The organism is Streptomyces sp. NPDC085596 (assembly GCF_044541565.1).
Lineage (GTDB): Bacteria > Actinomycetota > Actinomycetes > Streptomycetales > Streptomycetaceae > Streptomyces.
Genome location: NZ_JBITTC010000012.1, coordinates 56,467 through 68,438 on the forward strand (window position 1 = coordinate 56,467; position 11,972 = coordinate 68,438).

Here is an 11,972-nt window from a genome sequence, read left to right on the forward strand (position 1 = left end):
CATGGGCTACTACACCCGCGTCACCGGAGAGATCAACATCGAACCCCCGCTCACCTGGCAGGAGTTCAAGGACAGCCCCTTCCTGCCCGGCAGCGCCAACGACAGCACCGCCTACGACGTCCGGCTGCGCGCCGACGAGGAGACCGTCGACACCGACGACGGCCAGCTCATCCGCAAGACCGCGTCCACGGTGCTGCCCCGATGGGACGACTCGTTCAAGGCGTACAACCTCATCGAGCACGTGCAGGCCATCATCGACGCCTTCCCCGGCCACACCTTCAGCGGCCGTCTCGACTGCGAGGGCGAAGAGACCGGCGACCTGTGGAGGGTCGTCATCCGTGACGGGCGCGCCGTCAAGGTCACCCCGCAGATCGTCTGGCCTGACGAGGACGGTGTCGCGTGACCACCCTGTTCGACCCCGAGGCGCCGGCCACCACTGTGGTGGCCGGGCCTCGGCCCGCTGACTGGCCCACCGTGTACGGCCTGGATCTTTCCTTGACCTGCACCGGCATCAGTGATGGTCACACCGCCGAAGCCCTCATCCCCGGCAGCCGTGACGGGCACGATCGGCTGGAGTTCCACCGCCGCGCCATAGCCGACCGCATCCCGGACGAGACCAGCCTCGTCGTCATCGAGGGCGTCGCCATGTCCGTCGGCTACCGGCCCGGCGTTGAGGAGATGACCTACCTCCGCGGCCTGATCCGCCACGACCTGTGGCGCCGCCGCATCCCCTTCGCGATCTGCCCGCCGCAGCACCGCATCATCTACGCCTGCGGCGTCGCCAACCCCGCGAAGGATCTCCCGCCGAACAAGCGGAAGACCGCCGCGAAGGGCATGGTCCGCGACGCCGTCATCGAGCGGTACGGGGTGCCGTGCGAGGGCCGAGGACGCTACGACCAGGCGGATTCGGTCGTCCTGGCGGCGATGGGGCTGCACTGGCTCGGCTACCCGTTGGCCGTCCTCCCCGACACCCACCGGCGTGCACTCAACGGCGTCACCTGGCCCCTCAACATCCCGGCGGTAATGCGATGACCTACCGACACGACGACACCGCACTCACCGTCATGGACTGGTTCTGCGGCGCCGGCGGCTCCTCGCAGGGCGTCCACGCCGTGCCCGGCGTCCGCGTGGAGCGAGCTGCGAACCACTGGAAGCTCGCCATCGAATCGCACGCCGAGAACTTCCCCACCACATCCCACTACCAGGGCGACATCCGCAAAGCGCCCGTCTGGGACTGGCCCGTCACCGACATCTTCTGGGCCAGCCCGGAGTGCACCAACTGGTCCGTCGCCAAGGGCAAGAAGCGCGACTTCCAGAACGCCATGCAGGGCAGCCTCCTCGACCTCCTCGCCGGCCTCGACGACGAAGACGACCAGCCGACCGCCGAGGAAGAGTCCCGCGCACTGATGGAGGAGGTGCCCCTGTACCTGCGCGGCGTCATCGAGCGCGGCGGTCTCGTCAAGGCGGGCATCGTCGAGAACGTCGTCGACGTCCGCGCCTGGGACCAGTGGGACCGCTGGATCGGTGAGATCCACAAGCTCGGGTACCGCACCCGCATCATCGCCCTCAACTCAATGCACGCCAACCCGCGCTCCGTTCACCGGGCACCGCAGTCCCGCGACCGCCTGTACGTCGGCTACTGGCACGAGTCCCTCGGCCGCACCCCCGACTGGGACAAGTGGCTGCGCCCTCGCGCCTGGTGCTCCGGCTGCGATACCCACGTCCAGGCCATGCAGGTGTTCAAGGACCCCAAGCGCGACATGGGCCGCTACCGCCAGCAGTACCTCTACCGCTGCCCCAACACCCGCTGCCGCAACCAGATCGTCGAACCCGAAGCCCTCCCCGCCGCCGCCGCGATCGACTGGTCCATCTCCGGACAGCGCATCGGAGACCGCGCCAAGCCCCTCGCCGAGAAGACCCTCAAGCGCATCGAGGCCGGGCTGAGGAAGTTCGCCCGCCCCGTCCCCATGATGGTCCCAGCCGGCGGCACCTGGCGGGACGCCGCGGTCAGTGTCGGTGAGCCGATGCCCGCCCGGACCACCCGCGAGAACGACGCGCTGATGGTGCCGCCGCTCATGATCCCGGTTGAGGGACGCGACGGGAAGGACGCTGCCTCCGCGCACGGCCCGCTACGCACCATGACAACCCGCAACGAGACCGGGCTCGCCTGGCTTCCGTTCATCGCCGAACTCCGCGGCGGCGGCAGCATCGCCCGCCCGGTGTCCGAGTCCCTGGCCACCGTCACCGCGTCCGGCAACCACCACGGACTCGTCGCCCCGGCCGGCACATCCGAGCACATGCTGATCCCGTACTACGGCAACGGTGCCCCCCGCTCGGTGAACGAGCCAATCGGCGCGCTCACGACCCGCGACCAGTACGCCCTCGTGAAGGGCGACATCGACATCGACGACGTCCTCTTCCGGATGCTCGAACCCCACGAGATCGGCAGGGCCATGAGCTTCGCCGACGACTACATCGTCCTCGGCAACAAGCGAGAGAAGGTCCGCCAGTACGGCAACGCCGTCACCCCGAACGCCGCCGAAGTCCTGGTCTGCGCGCTCGTCGAAGCCATCACGGGCAACGAGCTTGACCGATACGCGATGCCTGACACGCAACTCGCTGCCTGAAAGCCGCAGGCACCGGGCCCGCCCAGCAGTGGCGGGCCCGGTAGCCCTCCGACAGGAGGAACCCATGACCGTTCAGCCTGCCCTCGACGGCAGCATCCCCGAACCGCCCGCGCGGGCCGACGACTACGAGACGTGGCTCGCCGAGGTGTGGCCCGCCTTCGTGGCCGCCGCCGCGACGGGGCGGGTGTTCACCACCTACGAGGTGGTCGATGCCAACCGGCTCCCGCAACCCCCGAACCCGCAAGCCCACTGGGGGCGATTGATGACCCTGCTCAAGGACCAGGGCTACATCCGCACCGCTGGCTGGGCCTGCTCCACCCGACCCACCACGCATCACTCCGGAGTCCGCACCTGGCGGGGTACAGCTGCGGCGCGACGGGAGGCCGCGTGATGCCCGGGCCCGCCGGCGTTTCGCGCGCCGACATCATCACCCTCCTCCAGGAAGGCCGATCCGACCGCTACATCGGCCAGACCCTGCACACCTCCACGAAGCGAGTCCGCCGCATCCGCCGCGACCTCGAACTCCCCGACGCCACGCGTGCCAGCACGATCACCCTCGAACAAGCCTGGACAGCCCGCACCTGCGACACCGGCGACGGACACCTCACGTGGACCGGCGCATACCGCGAAGGGTTCCCCACCCTCAAGCACGACGGCATCAACCACACCGCCCGCCGTATCGCATTCACCGTCGCCCACGGCAGGACCCCCGTAGGCCGTGTCCTCGCCGGTTGCGGCCACGCCTCGTGTGTCCACCCCCGTCACGTCACGGACCAGCCGATGCGTGAAGCCCTCAACACCCAGTACCAGCAGATCTTCGGAGCAGCCTGATGAATCGTCACGCCTGGCGCGACAACGCCAACTGCATCGGCACCGGGGACGCCATGTTCCCCGACAGCGACAAGACCCGCACCGAGTGGGCCCGCCAGATCTGCGCCCGCTGCCCCGTCAGCCGCGAATGCCTCCGCGACGCCATGAACACCGGCGACAACCAGTGGGGCGTCCGCGGCGGCCTCACCCCGGAGGAACGACGGTCGGTGAAGAAGGAGATCAACCGCAGGCTCAAGGCGGCACGCACGAAGGCCGCCGCCTGATGGCCACCGCCAGCCAGTACTCGTGGAACAACCGGCCCCGCCGGCACTCCCCGTGGGCACAGCCGAAACTCACGACCGTCCAGCGCGCCAACATCGCCCGCCGCCTCGCCGACGGAGAACGCGCCCAAGACCTCGCCCTCGAATACGACGTCACCGCCAGCCTCATCCGCCAACTCCGATAACCCGCCAAGGAGCGCAAGACATGGGCATGTACCACTCCACCTACTTCGCCTACGGCGTCCGCATCCCCGACACCGACCCCGAGCACATCGAGGAGACCGAGCTCGGTGAGGGCGTCGGGTACCTGCTGGCCGGTGACTACGACCGCGACATGACCTTCCTGACCACCCAGTGCAAGGAGGTCGACCTCGGCGAGTTCCAGCACGTCACGCCGCAGACCGCCGACGACGAGCAGCGCGCTGCATGGGACCAGGCGCTGCGCACCGCAGCGGCTCGCCTCGGGGTCGAGCCGCAGTCCGAGCCAGGCTGGTTCGTCGTCCCCGACCTCAGCTAACCCACCACCCCGCACACGACAAAGCCCCGCACCAAGTGCGGGGCCCGGAGGAGAGAAGGGAGGGGACCGTGTCAGCTGTCAGGGTTCTGGAGGCGTTCGAGCCGGCGCAAGGCTGCCTTCTTCTTGGCCCACGCGTTGACGCGCTGGTGGACATGACGACGGATGTCATCGGCGCGGGAGGTGCCTTCCTCCTCGCACAGCTCGCCGTATGCCACCCACATCGCGTCGTCGATGCGGACCATGCGGCCAGGGGTTCCCTTCGTCGTCATGTCGACAGGGTAGCCGACTGGTCACCGGCTACACACCCCCACCCCCTAGATCGTATTGCTGATGTATTGCGGGTGACTACACACCCTGAGGTAGTATCGGAATACGGAAAGGCGCTCGAAAGCCCGCCCTTGAAAGGGCGTTACTCGGCATGTCCTGACCAGAGCCAACGAGAGAAGAACACGTGAGCACCGAGGCCATGAAGTGGGCAGTGGAGTTCGCTCCGCCCATGCCCGCCCAACTGGTCGCCACCCTGACCGGGCTGGCCTACCACGCCGACACCAAGGGGCGGGGATCATTCCCGTCGCTCGCCCGGCTGGCCGCCTACACCTGCAAGTCGGAACGCTCCGTGCGTCGAGACCTCCGGGACCTCGAAGCACTCAAGCTGATCCGCCAGGGCGACCAGGGGAAGGCTGCACACATCGCGGCGGACAAGCGCCCGACCGTGTACGACCTCGCGGTCGAGAACCGCGTGCCGAAGGGCCGCGCTGGCGACGACGAGGGGACGCGGACGTCCGCCCGGACGCTGGCGTCCGCCCGCGCGCGCGGCGTTGAAACGCGCCGCGCCAATCAGTCCAGGCCAGAGCAGGAATCAGCGCCGAAGCGTCCGGACGTCCACGTCCGCCCGGACGCCGACGTCCCCCCGGACGTGGACGTCACAGCGACCGGACGTGGACGTCACAGCGGGGGGACGTCCACGTCCGCCAAACCAAAAGACGAACCTAAAGACGAACAACTACCTAAAGACTCTTCTTCGCCTGCGGCTCAGACCGACGACAAGTCGGCCGCAGATCTCCACCTCGAAGCCTTCGGCGCCTTCTACCTGATCTATCCGAAGAAGCGTGACCGCGAGGCCGCGAAGAAGGCGTGGATCGCCGCCATCAAACGCGGCGTGGACCCGCAGCACATGGTCGACCGCGCCAAGGGCTACGCCCGCGAACGCGCCAACCAGGACCCCAAGTACACGAAGTACCCGGCCACCTGGCTCAACAAGGGCTGCTACGACGACGAACCCGACGAGCAGTCCACTGGCAAACCCAACCTCCGCGCCGTACCGACCAAGCGCCATCAGCACTTTGAGCCCCCTGCCGACCCCTCTGTCTACCGGAACGGATTCGACTTCCATGCCCGACCCCACGCCTCTGGCGAATGACGTGATCATGCAGCGTCTGCAACGCGCCCTCGACGCCCGCGGACTCGGACACATCACCGCCGGCCCCGTCGACAACACCCCAACCCCTGACGAGCCCGGCCACCCGGAGTACCACCGCCGTCAGCGTACCCAGATCGCCGTCAACCGCTGGGAGAACGCCACCCCCTACCGCTACCAGCAGGCCGTGGCCACCCACCCCCAGGTGATCGGCTGGGCCGACCGCGCCACCTGTGACCCGCGAACCGCCGGAATCCTGTTCCTCACCGGCACCTTCGGCACCGGCAAAACCCACGAGGCATACGGGGCGCTGCGCCGGATCGCCGAAGCCGGCCCGGACCGGTTCGAGCTTCTGGCGCTGACCGCCCCGGACATGTACGCGCTGATGCGGCCGAACGGCAGCGACCGCGGCCCGGAGGCCGAGGTGAAGCGGCTGATGCGCATCCCGCTGCTGCTGATCGACGACCTGGGCACGGAGAAGATCAGCGAGTTCACGGAGGAAGCCACCTACAGGATCTTGAACGAGCGGTACAACGAATGCCGCCCGCTGATCATCACCAGCAACCTGCCCGTCGCCAACCCCAACGGCACCGACCTCCACGACCAGCTCGGCGCCCGCATCACCTCCCGCCTCGCGCAAACCACCACCGTCGTCACCCTCGAAGGCCGCGACCGGCGCCTGGGCGGCGCCGCATGAACCCCCTGACCTCCCTGCGCTACCGCCGCGAACCCGACGACTGGCGCGGCCCGTTCGACCCCGTCCGCGCCGCCATCCGCCGCGAGGGCCGCGCTGTCGAATGCCACCGCTGCGGCGAACCCTGCATCCCCGACCTCGTACACCTCGCCGACCGTGACGGCTGGCCGCTCTGCCCGACCTGCGGCCGATACCTCGGAGTGGCGCTCCGCCGCGGGCTGCTGGCCCTGAACCAGCTCGCTCACGCCCTGGTTCAGCCGCACGTCCACCCCGTGGAGTCGCTGGTGTGGGACTGGCGGACGGCGCTCGAAGCCGCCCACTCCGAGGAAGACCAGCTTCTCCGGGCGGCGGCTCAGCTCCTCGCCGCGCACGTCGGCTACCGGCCGGACGGGTTCACCGCGAACGAGATCACCGCCCCGTGACCGGCCAGTGCACCACCAACACCACCGAGGAGACCGCATGAACCTTGCCGAGGAACTTCGCGCCGCAGCCGACAGGCTCCGTGGCCTCGCCACCGCCGTCCCCACCGAGCACTGGGGTAGCCGCCCCTGGCACGTGGAGGAGTGCAGCGACACCGACACCATGGAGTCCTGCCTCTGCATCGTCGCCCAGGGCGAGTACCGGGAGTTCGACCAGCCGCAGATCCCGCCCGTCCAGTACATCGCAGACGCCGAGACCCGCGAGCACGCCGCCTACATCGCCGCCATGCACCCCGGCGTCGGCACCCTGCTGGCCCAGCTCCTCGAAATCGAAGCCGATGTCGTCGCCGTTCGCACGGCCATGGACGGCACCGAGGACTACGCCCTCGACGGCGGCAGCGACTACCTGCTCGACATCGCCCGCCTCATCAACGCCGCAACCGAGGCAACCGCATGACCGCCCGCCCGGCTGCGGCCCGGATGCCCGCGAGCCTGCGTGCCACGCTCCGCACGCCCGCCCACCCCGCCCGCAAGGTCACCTGCCCCCACTGCAAAGCCCAGCCGGGTAAGCCCTGCGCCCTCCGCAAGTCCGGCCGGCTCCTGTCGAAGCTGCACCCGGAACGGCTGTCCACGTGGGCGGTTGCGACCGCGGTGTGCACCACCTGCGGAGTGACACCGGGAGTTCCGTGCCACGACAACGGACGTGCGCTCACCGCCTGCCACGACGCCCGCACCGCTGAAGCGAAGGAGACCGCCGCATGACCGCCGTTCAGACCACCGTTGCCGAGGCCGAACTCGCCGCCTGGATCACCAGCGACATCGGCCCGGAGATCGTCAACGACCACGACACCGCCACCCAGCTGCTGACTGCGTTCGACTTCAAGGCGCTGAACGGCCCCAGCCTCAACAGCCGGCACGAGATCGCTTCGTGTCTATCGGACGCGCCCAACGATGCGATCCCGTGGACTGATCCATTCGCCCGGCTGACCGCCGCCGCAGCTGCGCAGCATCTGCTGGTCGCGTTCCGCGTCACTCGCAAGCCGGCGAACTACGACCAGCTCTTCGTGGACCTGCCGATGCCGGTTGTTGTGTCGCGGCATCAGTGCCGGTTCTGTCGTCGCTTCACCCGCGCTGATCTGCGGCAGGTGCAGGACCACATGACGCGCTGCTGGCAGAACCCGGCACTGCGCACCTGCAAGACGTGCGTGCACTACCAGCCCGAGTCCACCGACTTCAGGCATCAGTGCCACCCCGGCTACCACTGCGGATGCAACGACTGGGACGAGTCCTGCACCCACTCCGAGGGCCCGGACGACTTCCAGTTCCCCGTCCTGCACTGCCCGCTCTGGGAGTCGAAGCACGAAGAGGAGGGCCGGTCATGAGCCCGTTGGATCGTCTGCTGCTGGAGTCCGTGCCCGTCCGCCCCGAGGCCCGCAAGCCGGCGGGGGAGCCGTGGACGCAGGCGGAGCGTGACGCGCACTGGGCGGCTCTCTGCCGGACTGTCGGCACCCCGAACACCCAACGCCCCAACCCGACCGTCAACGAGCGCCAGACAGCCGCCTAGACCCCGCGAACACCCACCGCCGAGGAGACCCGCCGTGCAGATCGACCGCAGCAACAACACCGTCCGCCTCACCCTGACCGCCGAGGAAGCCGCCGCCATCCGTGACGACCTCGGCCAGATCTGGGCCGACAAGGTCAGCACCGCCGGAGACCAGACGCACAGCCTCCTGGAGTCCGTCACCGAAGACCAGCCCACCGCCTAGCCGACCAACCACCACCGAGGAGACCGAGATGAGCGACACCACCACCCAGCCCTTCGACCTCGACACCATCGCCCCCGCGATCGCCGCCTACCAGCAGCACCCCGACCTCGGGTTCGCCTGCTGCTCCGCGCACCCCGTAGCCGATGCCGCAGCCGCCATGGCCGACGAGATTCGTCGCCTCCGCGCCGGACTTGCCGAAGCGCGGGACCAGGCGGCACGCACGGACCGCGAGTTCGAGCAGGTGATCCGCGAACGCGACAACCTGCACGACATCGCTGACAGCCTTGCCTACGCCGTCGCCCCCGAGAACGTCATCGGTGAGCACTCCTCGATGAACGACCCGTGGGAGAACGCCCTCGACCTGATCACTCCGGCAGCCGAAGTCGACAAGCTGCGTCGGCAGATCAGCGCCGTGCTGCCCGCGCCCGTGGACCGGGCCGCCGTCCTGCGCGAGGCCGCCGACGTAGCGGAGTCCTTCGACATCGACGCCAGCCCCCAGTCGGTCGGCGCCGAGCTGCGCCGCATGGCCGACGCGATCCCGGCCGACGAGCTGTCGGTCGACCGCTGCGACACGAAGTTCGTCGGCGGTGGCCAGTGCACCAAGCCCGCCGGTCACCGCCCGCCCGGCAGCGACGCCCCCTGCACCCCCCGCTACACCGCCGACACCCGCGTCAGCTACTTCGTCCAGTCCCGGCCCACGCCGAGCCAGCCGTGGCAGCAGCACGGCCTCCGCTACTCGTGGGAGTCCAAGCGCCAGGCACTCGGGAAGCTCGCCTGGCGGCGTGAACAGCAGCCGAGTTGGGAGCACCGGCTGATGGAGCGCACCACCACCGTCACCGAGCGGCCCACCACCGCCCAGTAGCAGCACCGGCCGCCCGCAGGGAGCGCGGGCGGCCAGCCAACCCACCATCCCACACCTCCGGAGGACCCCGTGTCGTACCCGAACCTGTACACCCCCGAAGAGAAGCTCGCCTCAGCGAAGTACGGCCTGAGTCTGCCGCCCATCGTCGTGATCTGCGGAAGCACCCGCTTCATGGCAGAGATGACCGAGGCCGACCTGGAACTGACCGCGAGCGGCTACATCGTCGTCAAGCCCGGCTGCAACATGAAGGCCCCGCACCCGCTGTGGGCCGACCCGGCCGATGCGGAGCGGATCAAAACCGCCCTGGACGACCTGCACCGGGCGAAGATCCGCCTCGCCGACGACGTGCTCGTCGTGGGCGACTACATCGGCTCGTCGACCATCGCGGAGATCGCCTACGCCCGGTCGCTCGACAAGCCGGTCCGGTTCACCCACCCGGAAGTTGACCCCGGCGAGCCCGACAACGACCCGGCCAGCCAGGCCCCGTGACCGTCCGCTGCGCTGGTTGCGGTCGTCGCCTGAAACGCCCGACCGCAACCGGCTACGGCCCCGTCTGCGCCCGCCGCCTCCACCGTCCGGCCCGTATCCGCATCAGCCGCAACCCCGACCAAATGCCCGGCCAGGCAGAACTAGACCTCCAACCCATGCAGCCGACCTTGTGGTCGCTGTAACCCGACACTGAAAGGCAACCCCATGACCACCGACACTGTGATCACCGACCCGGAGACCGAGGCCACCCACTACGGCATCCCCGTCTGCCACATCGGCGAGGACGGCGACATGCTCGCCCTCGGCCACCCCGGCACCCGCCGCGCCCTCGCAGCCTTCAACCGGCACGCCCGCACTTTCTGCCACCTCGCCAACCTCGCCGACGACCAGGCGAGCACGGTCGGCGAGTGGGAGGACGCCATCACCGAGCACTGGGTGGTCTTCCGCCGCCCCGACCCGGCTCGCGGCGACGACCCGGACTGCACCTGGTACTTCGACCGCAGCAGCGAGGGCGAGCCCGGCGCCGTGCCCGTGACGCTCCTCGACGTCGCCTGACCCCCGCCACCTGACGGCCTGTAGGCGGCCCGGCAGCCCCACCCGCGACCCCGACACCACCCACCCCGCCACACCGCACCACACACGCGTACAAGCCCTCCCGCGCACCCAACCCGCCGTACACCCCGGAGAACCCGTGACCATAACCCTCCCCGACCCCGTCACCACACCCACCGACTGGGCACTCGCCGAACACGTCAGCCAGCACATGCAGCAGCACTTCCCCGACACCACCCCAGCCGCCTCATGGACCGTGGCCCGCGACGAACGCGACAACACCGCCGTCGTCGTCGCCTTCCCCGGCAGCGACACCAACCTCCCCGGAGGCTGCTACGCCACCCACCTCTACCGGTGGATGCTCTCCCTCCGAGATACGGGCTTCACCGTCGAAGCCCGCACCGACATGGAAGTCTTCGGGCGCCCCGACGAGCAGTCACCCACCGGACGAGCCCGCTGGATTCACATCACCGCCTGGTCCGAGCCGGAGGAATCCCCGGAAGACCGCAGCTTCAAGATCCCCGGCCCGCGCAAGCACTTCGTCAGCGTCACTCCGGGCAGTGTGCCGCCGCTGTACTGCGCCGGCAGCCGGTCGATGGGTGAGGTGTGGGGGTTCCGGTTCGCCTGGGGTGAGAGCGGGCTCCTCGTCACCGCGGTTTTCGAGCACTCGGCATGGCTGATGTGGGACGAGATCCCGCAGTGGGTCCTGGACATAGCCCACGAGCACGAGGGGTGCGTTGTCGAAGCCCGGTGCAAGCACCCCATCGAAAACCAGCACGCCGTCTGACCTGCCAGTACCGCACCCGCACCCAACACGCCCGCCTGGAGACCTGATGACCCAGCTGCTCACCGACCAGCAGCTAGACGAGATCGACGCCCGCGCGGACGCCGCCACCCCTGGCGAGTGGACGGCTGTCGAGCTCCCCCCGAACGACACCCACCGCAGCTACTACTGGGTGAACACCGAATGCACCGACGACGGCGACATTATCGATCAGACCGTCGCGGACTGCCCCTGGCGTATGGCCGACGCCGAGTTCATCGCTCACGCTCGACAGGACGTGCCCGCGCTGACCGCCGAGATCCGCCGCCTCCGCGCCGAACTCGCCGCCGAGCGCGCCCCGTTCCACCTGCACTCCGCAAGCGCGATCGCCGACGCCGACGACCCGACCCCACTCCGGTGGGGCCTGAACGACGTGATGTGGGGCGACGACGACACCGTCACCGTCCTCCTGTCCGGGCCGGACGGCGAGCCGTACTGGCTGGAGCTTGACCAGGAGCGGGCCGCCGTCCTGCGGGAAGACCTCGCCGGACCGTCCCCGTCCGAGTGCCCCGGCCCGGAGCCGGTGCGCGCTTACGCCCCCGGTGACCAGACCAAGATCAGCACCTGTGGGTGGACGGCATGACCGCCCGCCCGATCGGCACCGAGGTCTACTGCGACGGCCCCGACGAGACCACCGACTGCCCTGCCAGCGCCGCAGTCCCTGCCTCGTTCGCCTCGGTGACGCCGCGAGAGGTTCGCGCAGACGGCAGGCGAC

At 69.3% G+C, this 11,972-nt stretch carries 23 protein-coding genes; 22 read left to right on the forward strand and 1 reads right to left on the reverse strand.

The window, feature by feature from the left end; translation table 11 throughout:
* Position 1: 1 nt before the first annotated feature.
* From ACIGA3_RS28340 to ACIGA3_RS28375, 8 genes are all read left to right on the forward strand, one after another.
* Positions 2–403 carry a DUF6205 family protein gene (locus tag ACIGA3_RS28340; protein WP_399721061.1) on the forward strand — a complete coding sequence of 134 codons (402 nt, stop codon included), beginning with the start codon at positions 2–4 and terminating at the stop codon, positions 401–403.
* Complete coding sequence (locus ACIGA3_RS28345; protein ID WP_399721063.1) at positions 400–1,032, forward strand: hypothetical protein; 633 nt, start codon at positions 400–402, stop codon at positions 1,030–1,032. Before ACIGA3_RS28340 ends, ACIGA3_RS28345 begins: the two co-directional genes overlap by 4 nt.
* On the forward strand, positions 1,029–2,627 hold the full coding sequence (locus tag ACIGA3_RS28350) for a DNA cytosine methyltransferase (RefSeq protein ID WP_399721065.1): 1,599 nt from the start codon (positions 1,029–1,031) through the stop codon (positions 2,625–2,627). The genes ACIGA3_RS28345 and ACIGA3_RS28350 overlap by 4 nt, the downstream gene beginning before the upstream one ends.
* A gap of 64 nt (positions 2,628–2,691) precedes the next feature.
* A complete protein-coding gene (locus tag ACIGA3_RS28355; protein ID WP_399721066.1) occupies positions 2,692–3,018 on the forward strand; it encodes a hypothetical protein in 327 nt (108 codons plus the stop codon).
* Positions 3,018–3,458, forward strand: a complete 441-nt coding sequence (locus ACIGA3_RS28360) for a hypothetical protein (RefSeq protein WP_399721068.1) — start codon at positions 3,018–3,020, stop codon at positions 3,456–3,458. The genes ACIGA3_RS28355 and ACIGA3_RS28360 overlap by 1 nt, the downstream gene beginning before the upstream one ends.
* Positions 3,458–3,721, forward strand: coding sequence for a WhiB family transcriptional regulator (locus ACIGA3_RS28365; RefSeq protein ID WP_399721069.1), 264 nt, complete (start codon positions 3,458–3,460; stop codon positions 3,719–3,721). The genes ACIGA3_RS28360 and ACIGA3_RS28365 overlap by 1 nt, the downstream gene beginning before the upstream one ends.
* Positions 3,721–3,903 carry a hypothetical protein gene (locus ACIGA3_RS28370; protein ID WP_399721071.1) on the forward strand — a complete coding sequence of 61 codons (183 nt, stop codon included), beginning with the start codon at positions 3,721–3,723 and terminating at the stop codon, positions 3,901–3,903. Before ACIGA3_RS28365 ends, ACIGA3_RS28370 begins: the two co-directional genes overlap by 1 nt.
* A gap of 20 nt (positions 3,904–3,923) precedes the next feature.
* Entirely contained in the window at positions 3,924–4,235 is a 312-nt protein-coding gene (locus tag ACIGA3_RS28375; RefSeq protein ID WP_399721072.1) for a hypothetical protein, read from the forward strand.
* Between the two features lie 71 nt (positions 4,236–4,306).
* Here ACIGA3_RS28375 and ACIGA3_RS28380 read toward each other — a convergent pair whose 3' ends face one another.
* The gene (locus tag ACIGA3_RS28380; protein WP_399721073.1) at positions 4,307–4,504 is read right to left on the reverse strand and encodes a hypothetical protein; all 198 of its coding nucleotides are present in this window, start codon (positions 4,502–4,504) and stop codon (positions 4,307–4,309) included.
* A 182-nt stretch (positions 4,505–4,686) separates the two neighbouring features.
* On the opposite strand from ACIGA3_RS28380, the gene ACIGA3_RS28385 reads away from it, so the two are divergent.
* The 14 genes from ACIGA3_RS28385 to ACIGA3_RS28450 all read left to right on the forward strand — a co-directional run bounded on the left by ACIGA3_RS28385 (position 4,687) and on the right by ACIGA3_RS28450 (position 11,840).
* Positions 4,687–5,655, forward strand: a complete 969-nt coding sequence (locus tag ACIGA3_RS28385; protein ID WP_399721074.1) for a helix-turn-helix domain-containing protein — start codon at positions 4,687–4,689, stop codon at positions 5,653–5,655.
* A gap of 7 nt (positions 5,656–5,662) precedes the next feature.
* On the forward strand, positions 5,663–6,349 hold the full coding sequence (locus ACIGA3_RS28390) for an ATP-binding protein (protein WP_399721075.1): 687 nt from the start codon (positions 5,663–5,665) through the stop codon (positions 6,347–6,349).
* Positions 6,346–6,768, forward strand: a complete 423-nt coding sequence (locus tag ACIGA3_RS28395; RefSeq protein ID WP_399721077.1) for a hypothetical protein — start codon at positions 6,346–6,348, stop codon at positions 6,766–6,768. Before ACIGA3_RS28390 ends, ACIGA3_RS28395 begins: the two co-directional genes overlap by 4 nt.
* Positions 6,769–6,805: 37 nt before the next feature.
* Positions 6,806–7,222 carry a hypothetical protein gene (locus tag ACIGA3_RS28400; protein ID WP_399721078.1) on the forward strand — a complete coding sequence of 139 codons (417 nt, stop codon included), beginning with the start codon at positions 6,806–6,808 and terminating at the stop codon, positions 7,220–7,222.
* Positions 7,219–7,527 (forward strand): hypothetical protein, encoded by a 309-nt coding sequence (locus ACIGA3_RS28405; RefSeq protein ID WP_399721080.1) that lies wholly within the window; start codon positions 7,219–7,221, stop codon positions 7,525–7,527. The genes ACIGA3_RS28400 and ACIGA3_RS28405 overlap by 4 nt, the downstream gene beginning before the upstream one ends.
* Positions 7,524–8,147, forward strand: a complete 624-nt coding sequence (locus tag ACIGA3_RS28410; protein ID WP_399721082.1) for a hypothetical protein — start codon at positions 7,524–7,526, stop codon at positions 8,145–8,147. The genes ACIGA3_RS28405 and ACIGA3_RS28410 overlap by 4 nt, the downstream gene beginning before the upstream one ends.
* Positions 8,144–8,329, forward strand: a complete 186-nt coding sequence (locus tag ACIGA3_RS28415) for a hypothetical protein (RefSeq protein WP_399721083.1) — start codon at positions 8,144–8,146, stop codon at positions 8,327–8,329. The genes ACIGA3_RS28410 and ACIGA3_RS28415 overlap by 4 nt, the downstream gene beginning before the upstream one ends.
* Positions 8,330–8,363: 34 nt before the next feature.
* Positions 8,364–8,531: a hypothetical protein gene (locus ACIGA3_RS28420; protein WP_399721084.1), complete on the forward strand. Its 168-nt coding sequence runs from the start codon at positions 8,364–8,366 to the stop codon at positions 8,529–8,531.
* Positions 8,532–8,559: 28 nt separating this feature from the next.
* The gene (locus ACIGA3_RS28425; RefSeq protein WP_399721086.1) at positions 8,560–9,393 is read left to right on the forward strand and encodes a hypothetical protein; all 834 of its coding nucleotides are present in this window, start codon (positions 8,560–8,562) and stop codon (positions 9,391–9,393) included.
* Between the two features lie 69 nt (positions 9,394–9,462).
* Positions 9,463–9,882, forward strand: coding sequence for a hypothetical protein (locus tag ACIGA3_RS28430; protein ID WP_399721088.1), 420 nt, complete (start codon positions 9,463–9,465; stop codon positions 9,880–9,882).
* Positions 9,879–10,064, forward strand: a complete 186-nt coding sequence (locus tag ACIGA3_RS28435; RefSeq protein WP_399721089.1) for a DUF6011 domain-containing protein — start codon at positions 9,879–9,881, stop codon at positions 10,062–10,064. Before ACIGA3_RS28430 ends, ACIGA3_RS28435 begins: the two co-directional genes overlap by 4 nt.
* 22 nt (positions 10,065–10,086) lie before the next feature.
* A complete protein-coding gene (locus ACIGA3_RS28440; protein ID WP_399721091.1) occupies positions 10,087–10,437 on the forward strand; it encodes a hypothetical protein in 351 nt (116 codons plus the stop codon).
* Positions 10,438–10,573: 136 nt separating this feature from the next.
* On the forward strand, positions 10,574–11,221 hold the full coding sequence (locus tag ACIGA3_RS28445) for a hypothetical protein (protein ID WP_399721093.1): 648 nt from the start codon (positions 10,574–10,576) through the stop codon (positions 11,219–11,221).
* Between the two features lie 46 nt (positions 11,222–11,267).
* Complete coding sequence (locus tag ACIGA3_RS28450) at positions 11,268–11,840, forward strand: hypothetical protein (RefSeq protein ID WP_399721094.1); 573 nt, start codon at positions 11,268–11,270, stop codon at positions 11,838–11,840.
* Positions 11,841–11,972: the final 132 nt, after the last annotated feature.